The organism is Cellulomonas sp. Y8 (assembly GCF_008033115.1).
Taxonomy (GTDB): Bacteria; Actinomycetota; Actinomycetes; order Actinomycetales; family Cellulomonadaceae; genus Cellulomonas.
In genome coordinates this window covers 3,495,528-3,517,683 of sequence record NZ_CP041203.1, presented here as the reverse complement: position 1 = coordinate 3,517,683, position 22,156 = coordinate 3,495,528, and the positions used below count along the sequence as shown (strand labels likewise).

Genomic DNA, 22,156 nt, shown 5'->3' with positions numbered 1-22,156 from the left:
GATCGACCGCGTGAAGCCGCTCGACCCGCGCCTGCTCCGGTACGCCCGCGCCGCCCGGGGTTACCTGGCCCTGACCGTCGCCCTCGGGCTGGTCACGGCCGGCCTGGTGATCGCCCAGGCGATCCTGCTCGCGCAGGTGCTCGCCGCCGCCGCGCACGACGGGGCCACGCTGCCCGACCTGCTCCCGCGGGTCGGGTGGCTGGCCGCCGTCGTCGCGGCGCGGGCCCTCGCCGTCGGCCTGCAGGAGCGGTACGCGCACCGGGCGGCGACCCGCGCGGTCGCCGAGCTGCGCGAGCAGGTCGTCGCCCGCGCCGCCGCCCTCGGCCCGCGCTGGCTGGCCGAGGGCGAGGGCGCGCGGGTCGTCACGCTGGCGACCCGCGGGCTCGACGCCCTCGAGCCCTACTTCGTGAAGTACCTGCCGCAGCTCGTGCTGTCGGCCACCGTCACCCCCGCGGTCCTGGTCGTGATCCTCGACCTCGACTGGGTGTCCGCCGCCATCGCCGCGGGGACGATCCCGCTGGTGCCGATCTTCATGGTCCTCATCGGGCACCTGACCCAGGGCCGCTCCGAGCGCAGCCTCCGGGTCATGCAGCGCCTCGGCTCCCAGGTGCTCGACCTCGTCGCCGGGCTGACGACGCTCCGCGCGTTCGGCCGCGAGCGCGGCCCGGCGAAGCGGGTGCAGGCGCTCGGCGACGCCCACCGGCGCGCCACGATGGGCACGCTCCGGGTCGCCTTCCTGTCCGGCATGGTGCTGGAGCTCCTCACCACCCTCGCCGTCGCCCTGGTCGCCGTCGGCATCGGCCTGCGGCTGGTCTACGGCCACCTCGACCTGACGACCGGGCTCGCCGTGCTGGTGCTCGCCCCCGAGGTGTACCTCCCCCTGCGCCAGGTCGGCGCGCAGTTCCACGCGTCCACCGACGGCGTCGCCGCAGCCGACCAGGTGTTCCGGGTCCTCGAGACCCCGGTCCCCGCAGCGGGCACCACCCCCGCCCCCGACCTGCGCGGCGCGACCGTCCGGCTGCGCGGCGTCACCGTCCGCGCCCCGGGCCGCGACCTGCTCGCGCCCGCCGGCCTGGACCTCGAGCTCGCACCCGGCCGCACCGTCGCCGTCACCGGCCCGAGCGGCGCGGGCAAGTCCACCACCGTCGACGTGCTCCTCGGCCTGCTCCGGCCGGACGCCGGCGCCGTCGAGCTCGTCGGCGCCGACGGCCGCGTCGTGCCGCTCGCCGACGTCGACCCCAGCACGTACTGGCCGCAGGTCGCCTGGCTGCCGCAGCGGCCCGTGCTCGACCCGGCGTCGGTCGGCCGGCTCGTGTCGGGCGCCGAGGACGCCGGGCTCGACCCCGCCGCCCGCGCCCGTCGCGACGAGGCCGCCGCCCTCACCGGGCTGGACGCGGTCGTCGCGGACCTGCCCGACGGCTGGGACACCGACCTCGGACGCGGCGGGGCCGGGCTCAGCGTCGGCCAGCGCCAGCGTGTCGCCCTGACCCGGGCCCTGCTGTCGGACGCGCCGCTGGTCGTCCTCGACGAGCCCACCGCGCACCTCGACGCCGCCGGCGAGCGCGTCGTGCTGGCGACCGTGGGGGCGCTGAGGGCCGCCGGGCGCACCGTGCTGCTGGTCGCGCACCGGCCGTCGCTGATCGCGCTCGCCGACGAGGTGGTCACGGTGCGGTCCGCGCCCCTGCCCGCCACCGACCGGGCGGACGCGGACGAGGCGGACGCGCACGATGCGGGTGCGGACCGGGCGGACGCCGACCGTCCCGCCGGCGACCCGGGCCGAGCCCCGAGCGCCGGCGCCGCCGTCGCCCGTCTCGGCGCCGCCGAGTCCGCCCTCGTCACCACCGCCGGCGTGTCCGGCACCGCCCCGGCCCCCGGGGAGGGCGACCGATGAGCACCGCGACCACCGACCCGCGCCCTGCCACCGATCCCGCCGCCGGCGCGCCCGCGGGTGCCGCCCCGCGCGGCCCGCTCGCCCGCCGCCTCGCCGCCGACCCGCTGTGGCGGGCCGTCCGCCTGCTCGACGTCGATCCCCGCCGGGTGGCGCTTGCCGTCGTCCTCGGCGTGGCGGCCCTCGGCTCGGCGGTCGCGCTGGCCGCCGTCTCCGCGTGGCTCATCACCCGCGCCGCGCAGATGCCGCCCGTGCTCGAGCTGTCCGTGGCGACGGTCGCCGTCCGCGCGTTCGGCATCGGCCGCGGCCTGTTCCGCTACCTGGAGCGGCTGGTCTCGCACGACGTCGCCCTCCGGGGCATGGCGCGGCTGCGCACCACGCTGTACGAGCGGCTCGCCGCGGGCCGGCCCGGCGCCACGCTCGGCCTGCGGCGCGGCGACCTGCTCGCCCGGGTGGGCGCCGACGTGGACGCCGTCGGCGACGTCGTCGTCCGGGGCCTGCTGCCCGCCGCGGTCGCCGCCGTGCTCGGCCTGGGCACCGTCGTCGCGATGGGGCTGTTCCTGCCCGCCGCCGGCCTGACGCTCGCGCTGTGCCTCGTCCTGGCCGGGGTGGTCGCGCCGTGGCTCGCCCAGCGCGCCGCCCGGGCGACCGAGCAGCGCGCCGCCGACGCGCGCGCCGAGATGGCTGCCACCTCCCTGGGCCTGCTCGAGGACGCCGGCCCGCTCGCGGTGCAGGGCCGCACCGGCACGGAGCTCGACCGGCTGCGCGCCGCCGACGCCGACCTGGCGCGCGCGACCGACCGCGGCGCGGGACCCGCCGCGCTGGCCGCCGGCCTCGGCAACCTCGCCGTCGGGATCGCCGTGCTCGCGGCGCTGCTCGTCGGCGTCCCGGCCCTGGCCGCCGGCCACGTCGCCGAGGTCGACCTCGCGGTGATCGTGCTGACGCCGCTCGCCGCGTTCGAGGCGACGAGCGTGCTGCCGGCCGCCGCGATCCAGCTGCACCGCTCCCGCGTGGCGGCGGCCCGGCTGATGGCCGTCCTCGACGACGCGGCGACGCCGGACGAGGGGGCAGGGACCGCGGCGGTTGCGGGCGCGGTCGCGCGCGCCGCCGAGACGCCCGCCACGGCGACCCCAGATCGCCCCGCCTCGGAGGCCCCCACGACCGACGCCCCGGCTGCCGAGCTCCCCCGCCCTACCCTCGCCGGCCCGACCGCCCCGCCGGCCTCTCCCCGGCTCACCGCCCGCGGCCTCGCCGTCGGCTGGCCCGGCCGCGCCCCGGTCGTCACCGGCCTCGACCTGGACCTGGCGCCGGGCCGCAGCGTGGCCGTCGTCGGCCCGTCGGGCGTCGGCAAGACCACCCTGCTGCTGACGCTCGCCGGCTTCCTGCCGCCGCGGGCGGGCGAGCTGCTCCTCGACGGCATCCCGCTGGCCGACGTCGACCCGACCGTCCGGCTGGCGCGGCTCGCACTCACCACCGAGGACGCGCACGTCTTCGAGACCACCGTGCTGGAGAACCTGCGGGTCGCCCGCGGCGACGCTACGCCGGAGGACGCCCGCGCGGCGCTGGTCCGCGCGGGGCTCGGCGACTGGCTCGCGGGCCTGCCGGACGGCGTCGGCACCGCGCTCGGACAGGACGCCCGGAGCGTGTCCGGCGGCGAGCGCCGGCGGCTGCTCCTGGCTCGCTCGCTGCTCGCGACGGCGCCGCTGCTGCTCGTCGACGAGCCGGCCGAGCACCTGGACCCCGCGACCGCCGACCGCCTGGTGGGCGACCTGCTGGCGGCCCCGCGCGAGGCGGGCCCGCGCGAGGCGGCCCCCTCCGCGACCGGCGCCCCCGCGCCGGTCGACGAGGCGGCCGCGCGCGGCGTCCTCGTCGTCACGCACCGGCTCGCCCCGCTCGCCGCGGCGGACGAGGTGCTGGTCCTCCGCGAGGGCCGGGTCGCGGCGCGCGGGACGCACGCGCACCTGCTGGCCACCGACGCCCAGTACGGTGAGGCGCACGCCAGCGAGCAGGACGAGGGTGGGACGACGAGCACATGGCCGACGAGCTGACCGGACGCCAGGACGCGGCGCCCCACGACGCCGCACCGCGGGACGCCGCACCGCAGGACCCCGAGCTCCGGGGCACCGCGCCGCACGACCCGCACGCCCCCGTCCGGCGCGAGCCGGGCCCCCGCCCGCAGGACGCGGCCGCCGCCGAGCAGCGCGCCGCCGCGCTCGGCGTCGCCGCCCCGACCTACGGCCCCGGCCCCACCACGACGATCCACGTCCGGGAGCCCGGCGGTCGCTCGCACCTGGAGCTCGGCACCGCGTCCGAGACCGGCGACGAGCTCGCCGACCTGCTCGACGCCGTGCTCTCCGTGGCCTCGGGCCTGGACCTGCCGGGCGTGCTCGAGCGGTTCGTCCGGGTCTCCGTCGAGCTGACGGGCGCGACGTACGGGGCGATCAACGTCCTCGACTCCCGCGGCGAGTCCACGACGTTCGTGCAGACCGGCGTCCCCGCGGCCGCCGCCGCGATGATGGGCCACCCCCCGCACGCCCGCGGCGTCCTCGGGCACATCCCGGTCCACGGCGTCCTCAAGCTCGACGACCTCACGCAGCACCCCGCATTCCAGGGCTGGCCCGCCGGTCACCCCTCGATGGGGTCCTTCCTCGGTGCCTCGGTGCGCGTGCGGGACCAGGTGTACGGCTACCTGTACCTGTCCGAGAAGGACGGCGGCTTCACCGACAAGGACGCCACCACCGTCATCGCGCTCGCCGCCACGGCCGGCGTCGCCGTCGCGAACGCCCAGCTGTTCGCCGAGGGCGCCCGCCGCGAGCACTGGCTCCGCGCGGGCCAGGACATCACCACCATGCTGCTGTCCGGCGCCGACGAGGAGGACGCGCTCGCGCACATCGCCGCGACCGCGCGCGACGTCGCCGACGCGGACGCCGCCGCGCTCGCCCTGCCCGGCGTCGGCGGCGAGCTGCTGATCGAGCTCGCCGACGGCCACAACGCCGACGCGCTCGTCGGCGCGCAGCTCACCCCGGGCGGCCCGACCTGGTCGGTCATGGAGGAGGGCCAGGGGCTCATCATCGACTCCCTCGCCCGGTCCAGCCGGATCACCGTGCCGGCGATGCGCGCGTTCGGCTCCGCCCTGTTCGCGCCGCTGCAGACGTCGGGTCGCGGCGTCGGCGTGCTCATCCTGCTCCGCAAGGTCGGCACCCTGGCCTTCGACGGGGGCGACCTGGCGACCGCCGAGTCGTTCGCCTCCCAGGCCGCGCTGGCGTTCGTTCTCGCGGAGGCCCGGCACGCCCAGGACCAGGCGGCGCTGCTGGACGAGCGGGAGCGGATCGCGCGTGACCTGCACGACCTGGCGATCCAGCAGCTGTTCGCCACCGGCATGCAGCTCGAGACCGTGCGCCGCCGGTCGTCCCGCGGCGTCGACCCGTCCGAGCTGACCAGCATCGTCGAGGAGGCCCTCGACAACGTCGACGCCTCGGTGCGGCAGATCCGGCAGATCGTCTACGCGCTGCGCGACCCGGACGCCGCCACCGGCATCGTCGAGCGGCTGCGCCGGGAGGCCTCGCTGGCCCGCACCGGGCTCGGGTTCGCGCCCTCGCTCATCGTCCTGCTCGACGGCGAGTCCGTGCCGGACGGCGACTACATCGTCGCGGACCTCATCGACGAGCGGATCGGCCCGGACCGCACCGACGACGTCGTCGCCGTCGTCCGCGAGGGGCTGGCGAACGCCGCCCGGCACGCGCACGCGTCGTCGGTCGCCGTGCGCGTGACCGTCCGCGGCGCGGGCCCGCTCGGCACCGTGCACGTCGAGGTCGAGGACGACGGCGTCGGCCTGCCCGCGACCCGCGACCGCCGGTCCGGGACGGGCAACCTGGCCGCGCGCGCCCGGCAGCACGGGGGGACGTTCTCGCTCGGGGTGGCCCCGGGTGGGCAGGGGACGCTGCTGTCCTGGGAGGTCCCCCTGGGCTGAGCCCGTCCTGGGTGCGCCCGCTCGTGCGGGCGCTCGTGCGGGCGCCGAGTCGTCCACAGGTGCGATGGCCGTGCTCCGTCCCCAGGGCAGGGGTCGGTCGCCGGGGTCGTGTCGGTGGGCGTCGGTAGTGTCGTTCCATGGCATCTGACCTGCAGGAACACCCCGACGGCGACCCGGTCGCCGCCGTGGTGCTGCCGGTCTACGGGCCCGACGGGACCTGCCTGACGCACTTCGGCCCGGACCCCGTCGTGGCGGCCGGTGGGGCGCCGCGCACGGGTGAGCAGCGGCAGATCGAGGCGATCCGGTCCTGCGAGCCCGGACCCGAGCTGGACGCGTGGTTGCGGGGGCTGGATGCGAGCGTGCTGCCCTCGGCGATCGTGGTCGAGGTGATCGCCGCGCAGACCCGGATCGAGTCCTACCAGCACGCCCGGACCCTCGGCCTGATCGCCGAGCTCGCCTCCCGGGAGGAGATGAGCCCCGAGTGGTCGCCGCTGGCCGGTGCGCCCCCGACGCAGGCGTGCGTGGCCGGCGACGAGCTCGCGATGCGCCTGGGCTGGTCGCGGGTCGCGGCGTCGAAGACCGTGCACCGGGCCCTGGTGCTGGACGGGATGCTCGGCGCGACCCGCGAGGCGTTGGAGGTCGGTCACCTCGACGCCGCCAAGGCCCAGGTCCTGACGGCCGGGTTGGCGGACCTGTCGTTCCAGGTCGCGCACGCCGTCGAGGACGCGGTGCTGCCGGACGCCGACCAGTGCTCGGTCGCCGAACTCCGGCAGCGGGTGGCGCGGGAGATCCGGTTGGTCGACCCGGAGGGGGCCGCCGCCCGCCGCGAACGCGCCCGCTGCACCAGGAGGGTCTCCCACCCCCGCCCGCAGCCGGACGGCATGGCCTCCATGTGGCTGGTCCTCGACGCGGCGGACGCGCTCCGGGTCGACGGGGTCCTCACCCACGCCGCCAAGACCGCCAAGGCCCTCGGTGACGACCGCACCCCTGGACCAGCTGCGCGCCGACGGCCTGCGGGACCTGGTGGTCGGCGACGTGCCGGAGTCCGACGGGCCGGCGTTCGAGGTCCACCTGTCCCCGGGCCTACCCGTGCCGCCGGAGCCGCGACGGTCGTGGAGCGGGGAGACCTCCACCGACCGGGACGGTGTGGTGCTCACCCGCCCGGTCGAGCCGATCCCGATCGCCACCCTCACCCCGCTCGGTCCCGCCACGCACCCCGAGCCCGGGCCGACCGACACCGGTTCGCAGGCCGCGACGGTCGCGACCGCGCCCGCGACGGCGGCGACGACCTCGACCGCGACCCGGACCGCGACCGGTCCCATGACGACCGCGACCACGGCCGGCTCCGTCACGACCGGGACCACGGCCGGCACCGACGCCACCGTGCCCGGCGCACGCATCGGAGCCACCTCGCCCGGCGCACCGGTCCGCGCGACCGGGCCCGTTCTCGCGCCGGGCCCGGTCGCGCCCGCACCCGCACCCGCGCATCGCGGCTGCACCCGCTGCTCCGGCCGCCCCGGCGCCGAGGTCCGCATCACCATCCCCGCCTCGACCCTCCTCGGCCTGGACGACCAGCCCGCCCACCTCGACGGGCACGGCCCCATCGACGCCGTCCAGGCCAGGGCGCTGGCGATCGGCGGGGTCTGGCAGCGGGTCGTCACCGACCCCGTGACCGACCGAGTCCTGGACGTCGGCCGCGAACGCTACCGACCACCCGCTGCCCTCGCCGACCTCATCCGCACCCGCGACAAGACCTGCGCCGCACCCGGCTGCCGGGTCCCCGCCTGCGGCTGCGAGCTCGACCACACGAAGGAGTTCCACCCCCAACCCGGCGGTGACCCCGACGCGCCCCTGGGTCGCACCGACGCGGACAACCTCGGACCGCTGTGCCACCGGCACCACCGGCTCAAGACCGACGGCGGGTTCCGACTGCGCCAGGTCAGCCCCGGGCTCTACGAGTGGCTCACCCCGACCGGGCACCGCTACCTCACCCGGCCGGGCACCGGGCAGTGCCACGACGCGACAGCCGACCCCGACGACGAGCCGCCGCCGTTCTGAGGCGGGCCCGTCCCGGTCCGGCAGCCCTGCCGGCTCGAGCGGCTCACGGGAGCCACGCGCGCCAGGAGAAGCGCACCGCCCGTGCCGTCGTCAGGAGTGGTTGGTCTCCGCGCGCCAGCCGGAGTGCCGCCGCGCCGCGACCCAGGCCGCGACCTGCGTGCGGCGCTGCAGGCCCATCTTCGCGAGCAGCGACGTGATGTGGTTCTTCACGGTCTTCTCGGCGACGCCCAGGCGCTCGGCGATCTCCCGGTTCGACAGGCCGTCGCCGATGAGGTCGAGCACCTTGAGCTCGCTCGGCGTGAGGTTCTCGGTCGGGTCCTCGTGGCCGGCGCGCCGGCGCGTGACGGTCCGCTCGTCGAGCAGCGTGCGGCCCGCGGCCACCGCGCGCACGACGTCGGTGATCTCCGCGCCGCGGACGCTCTTGAGCAGGTACGCGGCGGCGCCGGCCTCGAGGGCGGCGGCCAGCGCGTCGTCGTCGTCGAACGACGTGAGCACGATCGCCCGGGCGCTCGGCAGGGTGGCCCTCACCTGCGTCATCAGGTCGATGCCGGTGCCGTCGGGCAGCTGCAGGTCGACCAGCAGGACGTCGGGGTGCACCAGGCCGGCGCGGCGGACACCGTCGGCGACGGACCCGGCCTCGGCGACGACCTTCATGCCGTCGGCGCGCTCGACGACCTCGGCGATGCCGCGCCGCACGACCTCGTGGTCGTCGACGATCATCACCGAGATCTCCCCGGAGCGGGCCGGCTGGACTGCGCTGTTCGTGGCGGACACGCGGTCATCGTATCCAGCCCGGGCGGCCGCGTCGGGCAGCGCCGCACCGGTCCGCGGAGAGTTCGCCCGCTCGCGGGCGCGCGGCGGGTCGCGCGGGGCGCGTCCCCTGGCGCGACGGCGCCGGGTGCGCCACGCTCCCGTCCATGACGACGGTGCTGCTGCCCTCCTCGATCCCCCTGTCCCCCACGCTCCCCGAGGGTGTCCGCGCCGCGACGTACGACGTGGAGCAGCCGGTCCCGGAGCACCTGGTGGACGCCGACGCGCTCGTCGCCTGGGGGAACCCGACCGCGCAGCTCGCCGACGCCGCGCGGCGGATGGGCCGGCTCCGCTGGGTGCAGACGCTCGCCGCCGGCCCCGACGCGGTGCTGAGCGCCGGGTTCCCGCCGCACGTCACGATCACGTCCGGCCGGGGCCTGCACGACGGCCCGGTCGCGGAGCACACCCTCGCGCTGGTGCTCGCCGCGGCCCGCCGGCTGCCCGAGCTGGTGCGCGCGCAGGACCAGCACCGCTGGGCGGACGAGCTCGGGGGCATGCAGCGGCTGCCGCACGAGGGCGGGGAGTTCCGCTCGCTGTCCGGGGCGCGGGTGCTGATCTGGGGGTTCGGCTCGATCGCCGCCCGGCTCGCGCCTCTGCTCACGGTGCTCGGCGCGCAGGTCGTCGGGGTGGCGTCGCGCGCCGGGGAGCGGGCGGGCTACCCGGTCATCACGCCCGCGGAGGTGCCGCAGGCGCTGCCCGGCACCGACGTGCTCATCGGCATCCTCCCCGCCACCTCCGCGACCCGGCGCGCGCTCGACGCCGCGGTGTTCGCGCGGCTGCCCCGGCACGCGTGGGTGGTCAACGTCGGGCGCGGGTCGACCCTGGACGAGGAGGCGCTGCTGGCGGCGATCGCGGGTGGTCGCATCGCGGGGGCGGCGCTCGACGTGTTCGAGACCGAGCCGCTGCCGGCGTCCTCCCCGCTGTGGGACGAACCGCGGGTGCTCATCACCCCGCACGCCGCCGGCGGCAGGCCCGTGGGCGCGGACACCCTGCTCACCGACAACATCGGCGCGTTCGAGCGCGGCGAGCCGCTGCGGAACGTCGTCCGGCGCTGACCCCGGGGGGCGACGGGCCGGGCCCTCGGCGCCGAACCGTCCAGTTGGTACAGTGGATCGCTCCCCGAGAAGAGGAGCACCTCGATGACCACCGCCGCGCCCACCCTGCGCGACCGCGTCGACCTGCTGCCCGTCGGCCCGGGCGACCCCGCCGGGACCGATCCGCGCGAGACGGTCGCCGCCCTCGCCGTCGACGGCTGCCTGCTGGGGTTCTACGCCGGGGTGCACCCGCCGGACGACGGCTGGTGGGGCCGCGCGCTCACCGCCGTGGCCGACTACGCGGGCCTGCCGGCGCCCCACCAGTGCGCGTCGAACCTGGACCTCGCGCTCGAGGCGGAGCCCTTCCGGGACGCGTCGCCGCTGACGGACGCGGTGCTGCGCCTGGTCCGCGAGGGCGGCACCGAGGCGCTGACGCTGGACCGGGTCGCGGAGGAGAGCGGCCGGGACCCCGACTGGATCCTCAGCATGCACGGCTCGGTGCAGGAGCTGGTCGACGCCCTGGTGAGCCGGATCGTCGAGGAGGCGTTCGACGACCTGCTGCCCGCGCACGACGAGCCGGAGCTCCCGGAGCTGCTGGCGGCCTGCGCGAGCTCCGAGCGGGTGGTCGCGATGGTGCGGTTCCTCGCCCTGACGGGCGTCGAGCTGGCGCCGGGGGCGGTCGACACGACCCGTGCCGCGTCGCCGGTCGCGCGGGGCGAGCAGCTGCCGGACCCCGGGCTGGTCGCGGCGCTGGCGCTCGACGGCTGGACGCTCGGGTCGACGGCGCGGCGCTATCCCTGGCCGGAGGCCGTCAGCGCGGGCGTGGCGGCGGAGCTGCGGGCGCTGGCGGGCTGAGGCCGCGGCGCCGGGCCACGGGCCCGACGGTCAGCCCGCGGGGGCCGGCTGGCAGACCGGGCAGAAGTGCGAGGAGCGGTTCATGAACGGCTCCCGCACGACCGGCGTCCCGCACCGCGGGCACGGCTCGCCCGCCTGCCCGTAGACCGCGAGCGACCGGTCGAAGTACCCGGACGCGCCGTTGACGTTCACGTACAGGGCGTCGAAGCTCGTGCCGCCCTGGGCGAGCGCGTCCGACATCACCTTGGCGACGCCGTCGAGCACCCGCAGGGCGGTCGCCTGGTCGAGGTCGGCCGTCGGCGTCGCGGGGTGCACCCGCGCGCGCCACAGGCCCTCGTCGGCGTAGATGTTGCCGACCCCGGACACGACGCCCTGGTCGAGCACGGCGCGCTTGATCTGCGTCCGGCGGCGGCGGATCGCGCGGGCGACGGCCTCGCGGTCGACGGCCGGGTCGAGCAGGTCGCGGCCGATGTGCGCCGCTGGTGCCGGCACCAGCGGGAGGTCCGAGCCCGCGCCGCCCGGGCGCGCATCCGGCGTGGGCAGCAGGTCGACGACGGACAGGTGGCCGAAGGTCCGCTGGTCGACGAAGTCGAGCGCACCCCCGTCGTCGAGCAGCAGCCGGACCCGCAGGTGCGTGTGCGCGCCGCCCTGCTCGACGTCGGCGGGCGTGCCCCGCACCAGCAGCTGGCCGCTCATGCCGAGGTGCGCGAGCAGCGCGTCGTCGGGGATGGCTCCGGCCGCGCCGGGGTGGTCGAGCGGCAGCCACAGGAACTTGCCGCGGCGCACGGCGGCGGTCAGCGTGCGGCCGGCCAGGCGCCCGGCGAGGTCGTCGGGGCCGGCGAGGTGGCGGCGGACGCTGTACGGGCGGCGGACCTCGACGGCGCGGACCGAGCGGCCCACGACGTGCCGCTCCAGGCCGTCCCGGACGGTCTCGACCTCGGGGAGCTCGGGCACGCGGGGGTCAGTCCGCGGCGGGCGCGGTGGCGGGGACGGCGGCGGATCCGGCGGGCTCGCCGTCGGCGGCCGCCCCATCGGCATCCGTCCCGTCGGCGGCCGTCCCGCCGGCGGCGGCCTCGGCCCCGTCCCGCAGCGCGGTCCAGGCCAGCTCGGCCGCCCGCTGCTCCGCGAGCTTCTTCGCGGTGCCCGTCCCGGTGCCGTAGACGTCGCCGGCGACGACGGCGTCGGCGGTGAACACGCGCGCGTGGTCCGGGCCGGCGCTCGTCACCTGGTAGGTGGGCGCGCCCATGCCGAGCGTCGCGGTCAGCTCCTGCAGGCTCGTCTTCCAGTCCAGCCCCGCGCCCAGGTCGGCCGCCTGGGCCAGCCGGGGGCCGACCAGGCGCATGACGATCTCGCGGGAGGTCTCGAGCCCGTGCGACAGGTAGACGGCGCCGAACAGCGCCTCGAGGGTGTCGGACAGGATCGAGTCCTTGTCCCGCCCGCCGGTGGCGAGCTCCCCCTTGCCGAGCAGCACGTAGGACCCGAGGTCGAGCGTGCGGGCGACCTCGGCGAGCGCCCGCTGCGACACGGTCGCCGCGCGCATCTTGGCGAGCTCGCCCTCGGACTGCGAGGGGTGCCGGCGGTACAGGTCCTCGGTGACGACCAGGCCGAGCACGGTGTCCCCGAGGAACTCCAGGCGCTCGTTGGTCGGGATGCCGCCCGCCTCGTGGGCGAACGACCGGTGCGTCAGGGCGAGCACCAGCAGCTCGGGGTCCAGGTGGACCCCGAGCTGCTGGGCGAGCTGTGCTGCGGTGGTGCTCATCGTGCGGCAGCCCGCGCCCTCCGGTGCGTCACCGGGGCGCCGGGCCTTCGGCGCGTCGGCTCAGCCGGCGTGCTCGGTCCGCATCGCCTCGGCGTAGCGCCGACCGGCGTAGGCGCCGCACGTCGGGCACGCCTGGTGCGGGCGCATGTTCGACTTGCACTGCGGGCAGGTGCTGAGCGTCGTGGCAGTGGTCTTCCACTGCGACCGACGCGCACGGGTGTTGCTGCGCGACATCTTGCGCTTCGGAACAGCCACGGCTAGCTCTCTCTCTTCTCGTCAAGCGTGCTCTGCAGACCACCGAGGGCGGCCCACCGAGGATCAAGGGTCTCATGGGAATGCTGCGGGTCGTCCGCGAGGTGCGCCCCGCAGATGGAGCACAGCCCGGGGCAGTCGTCCCGGCACAACGGCTGGAACGGTAGCGCAGTCACGACCGCGTCCCGAACCAGGGGCTCCACGTCGACCAGGTCGCCGTCGAGCTCGGGGAGGTCCTCCTCGTCGTCACCGCTGTCCTTCGCGGCCTCCGCGCGACCGGGGTAGACGAACAGCTCCTGGACGCGGACGTCGAGATCCTCGACCACCTCGTCCAGGCAGCGCACGCACTCCCCGACCGCCCGGGCCCGCACGGAGCCGGAGACGAACACCCCCTCCATGACGGCCTCGAGCTGGAGGTCCAGCTCGACGTCGTCGCCGACGGGGACGCCGATCACGTCGGTACCGAGGTCCTCGGGAGCCGGCACCGTGGCGTGGGCACGACGCATCGATCCCGGACGTCGGCCGAGCTCGTGGGTGTCGAGCACGAACGGCGAGCGGGGATCGAGGTGGTTGGCGCGCTCCACGGTCCCTGTTCCTGTCGTGAGGGGTCTCGGTCACCGCCATGACCGGCAGGACCAACGGACGATCTTACGGCACGGGCCGCGCTCCGCCCAATCGCCCGACGGGCGGCCTGGGTCACACCGGCGCAGGTCAGCCCTCGCCGTCGTCCAGGCGGTCCGCGAGCTTCGCCCGCCCGGCCTGCACCTGCGTCAGCACCTTGCCGAGGTCGATCTCGAAGTCGGCGAGCCGCCGGTCGCAGTAGTCGTCGGCGTCCCGGCGCAGGCCCCGGGCGGTCTCCTCGGCCTCCCGCACGATCTGCGCGGCCCGCTCGGTCGCCTGCGCGACGACGGACTCCTGCTCGACCAGCTCGGCCGCCCGGCGGCGCGCGGCCGCCTCGATCCGCTCGGCGTCGGCGCGCGCGGCGGCCCGCTCGGCGTCCGCGGCGGCCAGCACCTCGTCCGCGCGCCCGATCTGGGTGGGCAGCGCCGCGCGGGCCTGGTCCACCAGGTCCAGCAGCTCGGCGCGGCTCACGAGCACCGAGGCCGACATCGGCACGGCGCGCGCGGCCTGCACCGCCTGCTCCAGGGCGTCCAGGACGGCCGTGAGGCCCTCGTGGCGGGGCTGGGGCCCGGTGGCGGTCGACTCGGTCATGCGCGGCTCCCGTCGGCCGTCGTGGGGGTGCTGAGCGCCGCGCGGACGGCCGCGGCCACCGCCGGCGTCACCAGGTCGTCGATCGGGCCGCCGTGCCGGGCCACGTCCTTCACCAGCGACGAGGCGACGTGCGACAGCGCAGGGTCGCCGACGACGAACGCCGTCTCGACGCCCGACAGGTGCCGGTTCATCAGGGCCATGGGCAGCTCGGCGTCGAAGTCCGCGCCGCCGCGCAGGCCCTTGACGACGAGGTCGGCCCCGAGCGCCCGGAGCTCGTCGGCCAGCAGGCCGGACGAGGACGCCACGCGCACGCCCGGGAGGTCGGCGACGGCGTCCTCGATCAGCGCCACGCGGGCGTCGACGTCGAGCAGCGGCCGCTTGGCGGCGTTGTGCGCGACGAGCACGACCACCTCGTCGGCGAGACGCCGGGCGCGGCGCACCACGTCCAGGTGGCCGAGCGTGAAGGGGTCGAAGGAGCCGGGGCAGACCGCGAGAACCACGCGCCCCAACCTACGCCGTCAGGCCGGGGCGTCCTCGTCGGCGGGGCCGCCGGGCGCGTCGGCCGGCTCGTCGTCGACCGGGCTGCGCGCGCCGAGGTGCACCGCGGTGTCGCCGTACGTCCGGGTGTCGAACCCGTGCATCGCGGTCGGCCAGGGCGGCGGGCCGCTGCGCGTCGACCGCTCGACGACCACCACCGACTCGACCGTCAGCGCCGGCACCAGCGCGGCCAGCACCTCGGCCAGCGTGGCGTCGGGGACGTCGTACGGGGGGTCCAGCAGCACCAGGTCCCACGGCTCGGCGGGCCGCGCGACGTAGGCCTCGACGCGCTCGCGCACGACGTCCACCCGGTCGCGCAGGCCGAGGGCCGCGACGTTCTTCCGGCACACCTCGGCGGCGGCCTTCCCCCACTCGACGAGCACGACGTGCGCCGCCCCGCGGCTCGCCGCCTCGAGGCCGAGCGCGCCCGAGCCGGCGTAGCCGTCCAGCACCCGCGCGTCCTCGACGGCGTCCAGGTGCTCGAGCCGGGAGAACAGCGCCTCGCGCACCCGCTCGCTCGTCGGGCGGGTCCCCGACGGCGGCACCGCGAGCGTGCGCCCGCCGACCGACCCGGCCACGACCCGGGTCACCGGCCGGCCCGCTTCTTCTCGGCCTCGGCGGTCTCCTGCATGTCCGTCATGCGCTCCATCATCGTCTTCGTGCTGGTGCTCGACCCGACCAGCAGCGCGATCGCCGACACCGCGGCCTGCACCACCACGACCTGCGGCAGCACCGTGCCGAGCGCGACGGACAGGACGACCGGCACCATGCCGAGCACCGCGACGTCCGGGCCGCGGGCCAGCACGGCCGCGACGCCGCCGGGCAGCGCGCCCATCGGCGTCGCCACCAGCGGGCCCTCCCAGTTGGGCGACGGGCGGTACGCGGCGCGCAGCGCGGCCCCGGCCCACACCGGGGCCGACACGACGCCGAGCAGCAGCCACGGCCCGACCTCGCCCTCCCAGCGGCCGACCGCGGCGAACGCGGCGGCCGACCAGAGCAGCATCGCCACGCCCGGCACGATCAGCCGCGCGCGGCGGACCGCCTTGGCCGACATCGGCAGCAGCCGGTCGACGATCGGGGCCATCTCGGCGCGTCGCGCGCCCTCCCCCGTCGCCAGCATCCCGACGTAGCCGCTGACCAGCACCGCGAGGATCACGCCGAGCACGCCCGCGAGCTGCGGCGTGATGACGACGACCACCGGCACGAGCGCCGACACGACGAGCTGCACCAGGTGCCGCGGCGAGCGCAGCAGCACCGTCACGTCCGCGACCACCACCGCCGACACCGGGCCGCGGACCAGCCGCATCCGGCGCACGCGGCGCCGCCGCGGCCGCGCGGCCGAGTCCGACAGCGCGCGGCCGAGCTCGCGCGAGTCCATGGACACCAGCGCGCCGGCGGCCTGGGTGGCGACCGAGCCGCTCTCCCGCAGGTCGCGGCCGCGGATCCGGCCGAGCCGGGTGTCGAGCCACCACCACCCGCCGGCCACCGCCACGGCGAGCACGACCAGGACCCACCAGGGGACGTCCGGCAGCGCGGCGACCCGCCAGCCCGCGAGCGCCGCGACGAGCGCGAGCACCGGCGCCACGCCGATGACCGCGTCGCCGGCGAGCGCCGTCACCCGGCGCGGCACCCCGCGGCTCTGCAGGTGCCCGGCCAGCAGCGCCAGCCCGGCGCACACCAGCGCGGCCGTGCCGCCCAGCCGCAGGACGTGGCCGACGCCGTGGTCCGCGAGCAGCCCGCCGTCCAGCAGCGCGAGCACCACGCCGCCGATCAGGCCGGACGCGATCGGCAGCCGGAGCGAGGCCGGGCGGAGCAGCCCGCGGCGGTCCACCGGCATCCCGAGCCACCAGGTCGCCTCCGCGCCGCCCGCGCCCACCGGCCCGAGCCGGGCGCTGAGCGACAGCACGACGCCCGCGACGACGAACGCGGCCACCGCGACGACCGTCGGCAGGCTGATGCCCGAGCGCAGCGCCTCGTCGGGCACGTGCGGCAGCGTCGAGCGGAGCTGCCCGGCGAGGCCGAGGGCGACGCCCAGGCCGATCGCCGCCATGACCACCGCGTAGTAGACGTCGCCCAGCACCTCGCCGATGCCCGCGCCCGACCGGCGCTTGGCGACCTGCGCGGTGTACCGGCGGATCGAGCGGGCGCCCGGGACCGGCGTCCGGCCCTGCGTCGGGGCGACGGCGGGCTCGGGGACGTCGTCCCAGCCGGCCGCGGGTGCGGGGGCGTCGTCGGCGGTGGCGGCGAACTCGCTCACAGCACGCCCGGCCGCAGCGCCTCGACGGCGTCCGCGGTGCTGAGCAGGCGCGAGTGGTCGTCCGCGACCAGCACCGCGCGGTCCGCCACGACGCGCAGCAGCTCGGGGTCGTGCGTCGCCAGCAGCACCGAGCCGCCCGCGCGCTTCTCGTCGACCAGCCGCTGCGCCAGGTGGTCGCGCATCGCGACGTCCAGGCGCTGCTCGGGCTCGTCGAGCACCAGCAGCGACCGCGGGCGCACGAGCCCGGCGGCGAGCAGCAGCCGGCGGCGCTGCCCCGAGGACAGCGCGACCGGCAGCGCCGCGGCGTGCTCGGTCAGCCCGAACTCGTCCAGCAGCTCGTCCACCACCGCGTCCGCGCCCTGCACCCCGTGCCCGCGGGCCGTGAGGTACAGGTGCTCGGCGACCGTCAGCGCCGGGAAGTACGCGTCGTCGTCCAGCACGCTCGACACCCGGGTGCGGAACCCGACCTCGCGCTCGTCCACGGCGCGGCCCAGCACCTCCACCCGGCCGCCGACCGGCTCCAGCAGGCCGAGCACGGCGCGCAGCACCGTCGACTTGCCCGAGCCGTTCGCGCCGACGAGCGCGAGGGCCTTCCCGGGCGGGAGGGTGAACGAGACGGGGGCGCACACGGGCTCCCCGCCGTACCCGACGAGCAGATCGACGGCACGGATCACGGGCTGCTTCGACACGGGCAGCAGCGTACGCACCGCGGCTGGTGCGTCCGACGGGACCGACGGCCCGCGGTCAGGTCCGGTCGAGGAACTCCTCGCGCTCCCCCGCCAGCATCCGCCGGATCGCCTCGGCGAGCGCCGGGTGCTCCTCCAGGTCCGGGTCCGCGTCGACGAGCTCGCGCGCCGCGACCCGGGCCCGCTCGATCACGTCCGCGTGCTCGGTGACCTGGAGCAGCCGGAGCGACGAGCTCCCGCCCGACTGCGCGGCCCCGAGCACGTCGCCCTCCCGGCGCAGCGCCAGGTCCACCGCCGCGAGCGCGAACCCGTCGCGGGTCTCCGCCAGCGTGCCGAGCCGGGTCGCCGCGTCGGTGCCCTCCGGGGCGTCCGCGACCAGCAGGCAGACGCCGGGCTTCGTGCCGCGGCCGATCCGCCCGCGGAGCTGGTGCAGCTGCGAGATGCCGAACCGGTCCGCGTCGAGCACGACCATCACGGTGGCGTCCGGCACGTCGACGCCGACCTCGATCACGGTCGTCGACACCAGCACCGGCACCGCGCCCGAGGCGAAGTCCGCGAGCGCCCGGTCCTTGTCCTCGGGGGTCATCCGGCCGTGCAGCTCCCCGACCGCGACGCCACGCAGCGCGGGCGTGCCGCGCAGCTGCTCCGCGACCTCCAGCACCGCGTGCAGCGGGCGCTGGGGGCGGGCGTCCTCGTCCTCCGGCGGGTCGTCGGTCACCAGGTCCGCGCCGTCGACGTCGGCCTTCTTCGCGTCGCCATCGATCCGTGCGCACACCACGTAGGCCCGGCCACCGCGGTCGACCTCCTCGCGGATGCGCTGCCACGTGCGCTCGAGCCAGGCGGGCTTGTCCGCCGGGACCACGTGCGTCACCACGTCCGCGCGGCCCTTCGGCACCTCGCGGAGCGTCGACGTCTCCAGGTCGCCGAACACCGTCATCGCGACCGTGCGCGGGATCGGGGTCGCCGTCATCACGAGCAGGTGCGGCACACCCCCGGCCTTGGCCCGCAGGACGTCCCGCTGCTCCACGCCGAACCGGTGCTGCTCGTCCACCACCACCAGGCCGAGGTCCGCGAACTGCACGTGCTCGGACAGCAGCGCGTGCGTGCCGACCACGATCCCCGCGGCCCCGCCCGCGATCTCGCCGAGCGCCCGACGCCGGGCCGCCGAGCCCTGAGAGCCGGTCAGCAGCGCCACCCGCGTCGCCACCTCCGCGCCGCCCAGCATCCCGGCCTCGGCCAGGTCGCCCAGCAGGGCCTGCAGCGTGCGGGCGTGCTGCGCCGCGAGCACCTCGGTCGGGGCGAGCAGCGCCGCCTGCCCGCCGGCGTCGACCACCTGGAGCATCGCGCGCGCCGCCACCACCGTCTTGCCGGAGCCGACCTCGCCCTGCAGCAGCCGCTGCATCGGGCTGCCCGCCGCGAGCTCCGCGGCGATCTGCGCGCCGATCTCCCGCTGGCCTCCCGTCAGCTCGAACGGCAGCCGCGCGTCGAACGCGTCCAGCAGCCCGCCCGCGCGCGGCGGCCGCGCGACCGCCGCCTGCGCCGCGAACCGGGCCTTGCGGCGGGCCAGCTCGGCCTGCAGGACGAACGCCTCCTCGAACCGCAGTCGAGCCAAGGCCCGGTCCTTCTCCGTGTCGTCGAGCGGGTGGTGCACCCCTTGGAGCGCGTCCACGATCCCCGGCATCCGGCCGCGCACCTCGTCGGGCAGCGGGTCCGGGATGTCGGCCGGGGTGAGCAGGCGGCGCACCATCTCGACCGCGGAGACCACCGTCTCGTTCCGCAGGCCCGCGGTCAGGCCGTAGACCGGCCGGGGCCGCCGCGACTCGATCATGCGCTGGGCCTCGTCCTCGAACGACATCGGGTCGTCGACCTCGAACTCGGGGTGCAGGAGCTGGAGCTGGCCGCGGTATTCCTTGACCGTGCCCGAGAACAGGCCGGTCACACCCGGCTTGAGCTGCTGCTCGAAGTGCCGCAGCGCGCCGGGGTGCTTGGCGAACCAGGTCAGGAGCAGGGTCTGCGGCCCGTTCCGCACCCACCACCTCGAGGATCACACCGCCCCGCGAGCGCATCGTGCGCGTCGTCGAGCGGTCGACCACCGCGTCCACCGTCACGTGCTCCCCGACGCGCAGGTGCCCGATGGTCGCCGGGTCACCCCAGTGGGACCACCGGCGGGGGTAGTAGCGGAGCAGGTCGCCGACCGTGCGCAGCCCGAGCTTGGCGAGCTTCTTGGCGGCGCCCGGGACGTACGTGCCGAGGTCCTGGTCCAGGTACGGCGGCGGCTGCACGACCGCGTCGTGGGGGACGGTCACGGGCGCGCCTCCGTCGGGGTCGTGGGGGTGGTGGGGGTGGTGGGGGTCGGGGTGGTGGGGGCCGCGGGCGTCGCGGTGTCGCCCGCGCTCGTGGGGACCGCGAGGGCGGCGAGCGAGGCGAGCACCCCCGCGTCGTCGGACGCCCCGGCCGGGACGACCCACCCGGGGTCCAGGGCGGCGGCGTCGAGCCGGTCCCCGGGCAGCACGACGACCGTCCCCTGCCCGGCGGCCCCCGCCGCCCTGGCGTCGCCCGCCGCGTGCACCGGGACCTGCGCCTCCTGGGTCGCGCGGCGGACGGCGTCGCGCGCCTCGCCGGCGGGCGTCCCGTCCGGCAGCAGCACGGCGACCGCGCCGCCGTCCGCGAGCGCGGCGGCGACCGCGCCCGAGGCGGTGCACGCGACCACGGGCCGCGCCGCGCCGAGCAGCGTCCGCACCGTCGCCGTCCAGCGCGCGCCGGAGGCCCCCAGTGCCGCCGCGGCGTCGGCGGGCGCGGCCGTGTGCACGTGCGCCGTCACGAGCCCCTCCCCGGGCACCACCGCGACGGCGTCGCCCACCGCGGCCAGCGCGTCCGCGAGCCCGCGAGCGACCCGCTCGGCGCCGCCGGCGTCCCCGTCGACCCGCAGCAGCGCGACGACCTCGTAGCCGTGCGCGCCGGCGGCCCCCTCGGCCCCGGCACCCGCCGGCTCCGCGGCGTCGTGGGCGTCCAGCCACGCGACGTCCACGGGCCCGGCGGAGCCCGCGAGGGCTGCGGCCAGGGCGTCGAGCAGCACCAGCAGGGCGCAGGCCCCGGCGTCGACGACCCGGGCCGAGCGCAGCACCGGGTGCCCCGCGCTGATCCGCGCGAGGTCCGCGCGCCCAGCGGCCACGCCCGCGCCGAGCGCCGCCGTCTCGCCCTCGCCCAGCGCCGCCTCCTGCCGCGCCGCCTCGGCCACCACCGCGGCGACGGTCAGCACCGTCCCGTCCTCCGGCTCGGCCACCGCCGAGCGCGCCGCCGCCGCGGCGGCCGCCAGCGCGTCCGGCAGCGACGCGGACGCCGCGCCGGCCAGCCCGCCGAGGTACCGGCTGAGGATCACCCCGGAGTTGCCGCGTGCCGACAGCAGCGCCCCGCGCGCGAGCGCCCGGAGCACCGTCGCCCCGTCGGCGCCGGCAGGCAGCGCCGCGACCTCGTCGGCCGCTCCGCGCAGCGTGAGCAGCACGTTCGTCCCCGTGTCGCCGTCGGGCACCGGGAACACGTTCACCGCGTCGATCCGCTCGCGCGCCGCCTCCAGCGCCGGCACCGCGCGGTCCAGCCAGTCGCGCAGCACGCCGCCGTCCCCGAGTCGCCCAGCCACGTCCGCGCGCAGTCCTCTCGTCGTCCCGGTCGTCCGTCCGGCACCCGGCCCGCCGACGACCGCGCGAGCCGCTCGCCCGCGCGTCCCCTACTCTGCCGCACGCGACCCACAGGACCCCGGTCGTCCCCCGGCCGGGCCCCGCCACCGGTCCGCCCGCGAGGTGTGACGGACGTCGTTTTGAGGGTCACGGCAGTCGTGGGCTAGTCTTGTCCGGTTGCCTGGCCACTGCCGGGCACGGGTGTGCCCCTCGGAACGGTCCTCGGACCGCCGGTGCGGGCCCCACCGACCAACCAGGACTTGCCGCCCGGGGCTCCTTCCCGAGCGGCGTGCAATGACCGGATCAGGAGAAGACCGTGGCTGCCAACTGCGACGTCTGCGCCAAGGGCCCGAGCTTCGGGCACAGCATCTCGCACTCGCACGTGCGCACCAAGCGCCGCTGGAACCCGAACATCCAGCGCGTGCGCGTGGTGGTCGCGGGCACCCCGAAGCGCCTCAACGTCTGCACCTCGTGCCTCAAGGCCGGCAAGGTCCAGCGCGCCGTCTGAGCGACCTCTCTCGAAGGCCCGTGCGGTTCGTCCGCGCGGGCCTTCGTGCTGCCCGGGGGCGATCCGGGCCGACCACCGGGCGACCGGGAGAACGCCCTGTGGCGGCGCCGCCGGGTGTGGCACGCTGAGCGCATGAGCGAGCAGCGCCGCGAGCACACGGTCCGGCCCGCCGAGCCCCGGGACGCCGCCGGCATCGCCGCCGTGCACGTCCGGACGTGGCAGCACGCGTACGCGGGCCTCGTCCCCGACAGCTACCTCTCCTCCCTCGACGTCGACCGGCGCACCGAGGTCTGGCAGCGCGACCTCGCGCACGGGAGCCGGCTGCGCGCGTGGGTCGCGACCCTCGAGCCCGAGGAGGTCGTCGGGTTCATCTCCCTCGGCCCCGCCCTCGACGAGGACGCCGAACGCTCCGCGCTGCAGGTGTACGCCCTCTACCTCGACCACGGGATGTGGGGGTCCGGCGTCGCGCGCGAGCTCCTGCGCACCGCCATGCAGGACGTCCCGCCGCGCATCCCCGTCACGCTCTGGGTGTTCGCCGACAACGAGCGCGCCCGGCACTTCTACCGCCGGCACGGCTTCCAGCCCGACGGCACCGAGCGCACCGAGGACGTCGGCGGCGCCGACCTGCTCGAGGTCCGCTACCGCCGGCGCTGACC

The 22,156-nt window shown here is 77.3% G+C and carries 20 protein-coding genes and 1 pseudogene; 9 read left to right on the top strand and 12 right to left on the bottom strand.

Going from position 1 to position 22,156, the window contains the following annotated elements:
* Positions 1 to 10: 10 nt before the first annotated feature.
* The 5 genes and pseudogenes from cydD to FKM96_RS15940 all read left to right on the top strand — a co-directional run bounded on the left by cydD (position 11) and on the right by FKM96_RS15940 (position 7,916).
* Positions 11 to 1,891 carry a thiol reductant ABC exporter subunit CydD gene (cydD, locus tag FKM96_RS15960; RefSeq protein WP_147796061.1) on the top strand — a complete coding sequence of 627 codons (1,881 nt, stop codon included), beginning with the start codon at positions 11 to 13 and terminating at the stop codon, positions 1,889 to 1,891.
* Positions 1,888 to 3,936, top strand: a complete 2,049-nt coding sequence (cydC, locus tag FKM96_RS15955; RefSeq protein WP_147796060.1) for a thiol reductant ABC exporter subunit CydC — start codon at positions 1,888 to 1,890, stop codon at positions 3,934 to 3,936. Before cydD ends, cydC begins: the two co-directional genes overlap by 4 nt.
* The gene (locus FKM96_RS15950; protein WP_147796059.1) at positions 3,921 to 5,858 is read left to right on the top strand and encodes a GAF domain-containing sensor histidine kinase; all 1,938 of its coding nucleotides are present in this window, start codon (positions 3,921 to 3,923) and stop codon (positions 5,856 to 5,858) included. The genes cydC and FKM96_RS15950 overlap by 16 nt, the downstream gene beginning before the upstream one ends.
* Before the next feature lie 137 nt (positions 5,859 to 5,995).
* Positions 5,996 to 6,787, top strand: a pseudogene (locus FKM96_RS22325) (DUF222 domain-containing protein); the annotation flags it as partial.
* 43 nt (positions 6,788 to 6,830) lie between these two features.
* Positions 6,831 to 7,916 (top strand): HNH endonuclease signature motif containing protein, encoded by a 1,086-nt coding sequence (locus FKM96_RS15940; protein WP_147796058.1) that lies wholly within the window; start codon positions 6,831 to 6,833, stop codon positions 7,914 to 7,916.
* A gap of 90 nt (positions 7,917 to 8,006) precedes the next feature.
* Here FKM96_RS15940 and FKM96_RS15935 read toward each other — a convergent pair whose 3' ends face one another.
* Entirely contained in the window at positions 8,007 to 8,636 is a 630-nt protein-coding gene (locus FKM96_RS15935) for a response regulator transcription factor (protein WP_147797172.1), read from the bottom strand.
* A 197-nt stretch (positions 8,637 to 8,833) separates the two neighbouring features.
* Between FKM96_RS15935 and FKM96_RS15930 the strand changes: the two genes are divergently transcribed.
* Positions 8,834 to 9,781 (top strand): phosphoglycerate dehydrogenase, encoded by a 948-nt coding sequence (locus FKM96_RS15930; protein ID WP_147796057.1) that lies wholly within the window; start codon positions 8,834 to 8,836, stop codon positions 9,779 to 9,781.
* A gap of 84 nt (positions 9,782 to 9,865) precedes the next feature.
* Entirely contained in the window at positions 9,866 to 10,615 is a 750-nt protein-coding gene (locus tag FKM96_RS15925; protein WP_147796056.1) for a hypothetical protein, read from the top strand.
* Between the two features lie 30 nt (positions 10,616 to 10,645).
* Here the strand turns inward: FKM96_RS15925 and mutM are convergent, their stop codons facing one another.
* The 11 genes from mutM to FKM96_RS15870 form a co-directional block, all read right to left on the bottom strand.
* Positions 10,646 to 11,569 (bottom strand): bifunctional DNA-formamidopyrimidine glycosylase/DNA-(apurinic or apyrimidinic site) lyase, encoded by a 924-nt coding sequence (gene mutM, locus FKM96_RS15920; RefSeq protein ID WP_147796055.1) that lies wholly within the window; start codon positions 11,567 to 11,569, stop codon positions 10,646 to 10,648.
* Between the two features lie 7 nt (positions 11,570 to 11,576).
* Entirely contained in the window at positions 11,577 to 12,374 is a 798-nt protein-coding gene (rnc, locus tag FKM96_RS15915; RefSeq protein ID WP_147796054.1) for a ribonuclease III, read from the bottom strand.
* Positions 12,375 to 12,434: 60 nt separating this feature from the next.
* The gene (gene rpmF / locus FKM96_RS15910) at positions 12,435 to 12,629 is read right to left on the bottom strand and encodes a 50S ribosomal protein L32 (RefSeq protein WP_147796053.1); all 195 of its coding nucleotides are present in this window, start codon (positions 12,627 to 12,629) and stop codon (positions 12,435 to 12,437) included.
* A 2-nt stretch (positions 12,630 to 12,631) separates the two neighbouring features.
* Positions 12,632 to 13,210: a DUF177 domain-containing protein gene (locus FKM96_RS15905; protein WP_147796052.1), complete on the bottom strand. Its 579-nt coding sequence runs from the start codon at positions 13,208 to 13,210 to the stop codon at positions 12,632 to 12,634.
* A gap of 127 nt (positions 13,211 to 13,337) precedes the next feature.
* On the bottom strand, positions 13,338 to 13,838 hold the full coding sequence (locus FKM96_RS15900) for a hypothetical protein (protein WP_147796051.1): 501 nt from the start codon (positions 13,836 to 13,838) through the stop codon (positions 13,338 to 13,340).
* Positions 13,835 to 14,338, bottom strand: a complete 504-nt coding sequence (coaD, locus tag FKM96_RS15895) for a pantetheine-phosphate adenylyltransferase (protein ID WP_147796050.1) — start codon at positions 14,336 to 14,338, stop codon at positions 13,835 to 13,837. Before coaD ends, FKM96_RS15900 begins: the two co-directional genes overlap by 4 nt.
* A gap of 18 nt (positions 14,339 to 14,356) precedes the next feature.
* Positions 14,357 to 14,965 (bottom strand): 16S rRNA (guanine(966)-N(2))-methyltransferase RsmD, encoded by a 609-nt coding sequence (gene rsmD, locus FKM96_RS15890; RefSeq protein WP_147796049.1) that lies wholly within the window; start codon positions 14,963 to 14,965, stop codon positions 14,357 to 14,359.
* On the bottom strand, positions 14,962 to 16,632 hold the full coding sequence (locus FKM96_RS15885) for a DUF6297 family protein (RefSeq protein WP_246855023.1): 1,671 nt from the start codon (positions 16,630 to 16,632) through the stop codon (positions 14,962 to 14,964). The genes rsmD and FKM96_RS15885 overlap by 4 nt, the downstream gene beginning before the upstream one ends.
* Entirely contained in the window at positions 16,629 to 17,321 is a 693-nt protein-coding gene (locus FKM96_RS15880) for an ABC transporter ATP-binding protein (protein WP_147796048.1), read from the bottom strand. The genes FKM96_RS15885 and FKM96_RS15880 overlap by 4 nt, the downstream gene beginning before the upstream one ends.
* Positions 17,322 to 17,376: 55 nt before the next feature.
* Positions 17,377 to 19,347: an ATP-dependent DNA helicase RecG gene (locus FKM96_RS15875; RefSeq protein ID WP_371300437.1), complete on the bottom strand. Its 1,971-nt coding sequence runs from the start codon at positions 19,345 to 19,347 to the stop codon at positions 17,377 to 17,379.
* A 273-nt stretch (positions 19,348 to 19,620) separates the two neighbouring features.
* Positions 19,621 to 20,955, bottom strand: coding sequence for a DAK2 domain-containing protein (locus FKM96_RS15870; RefSeq protein ID WP_168217003.1), 1,335 nt, complete (start codon positions 20,953 to 20,955; stop codon positions 19,621 to 19,623).
* A 353-nt stretch (positions 20,956 to 21,308) separates the two neighbouring features.
* Here FKM96_RS15870 and rpmB point away from each other — a divergent pair, with 353 nt between their 5' ends.
* Together rpmB and FKM96_RS15860 are read left to right on the top strand one after the other, a co-directional pair.
* A complete protein-coding gene (rpmB, locus tag FKM96_RS15865) occupies positions 21,309 to 21,500 on the top strand; it encodes a 50S ribosomal protein L28 (protein WP_135974635.1) in 192 nt (63 codons plus the stop codon).
* A gap of 132 nt (positions 21,501 to 21,632) precedes the next feature.
* A complete protein-coding gene (locus FKM96_RS15860; protein WP_147796046.1) occupies positions 21,633 to 22,154 on the top strand; it encodes a GNAT family N-acetyltransferase in 522 nt (173 codons plus the stop codon).
* Positions 22,155 to 22,156: the final 2 nt, after the last annotated feature.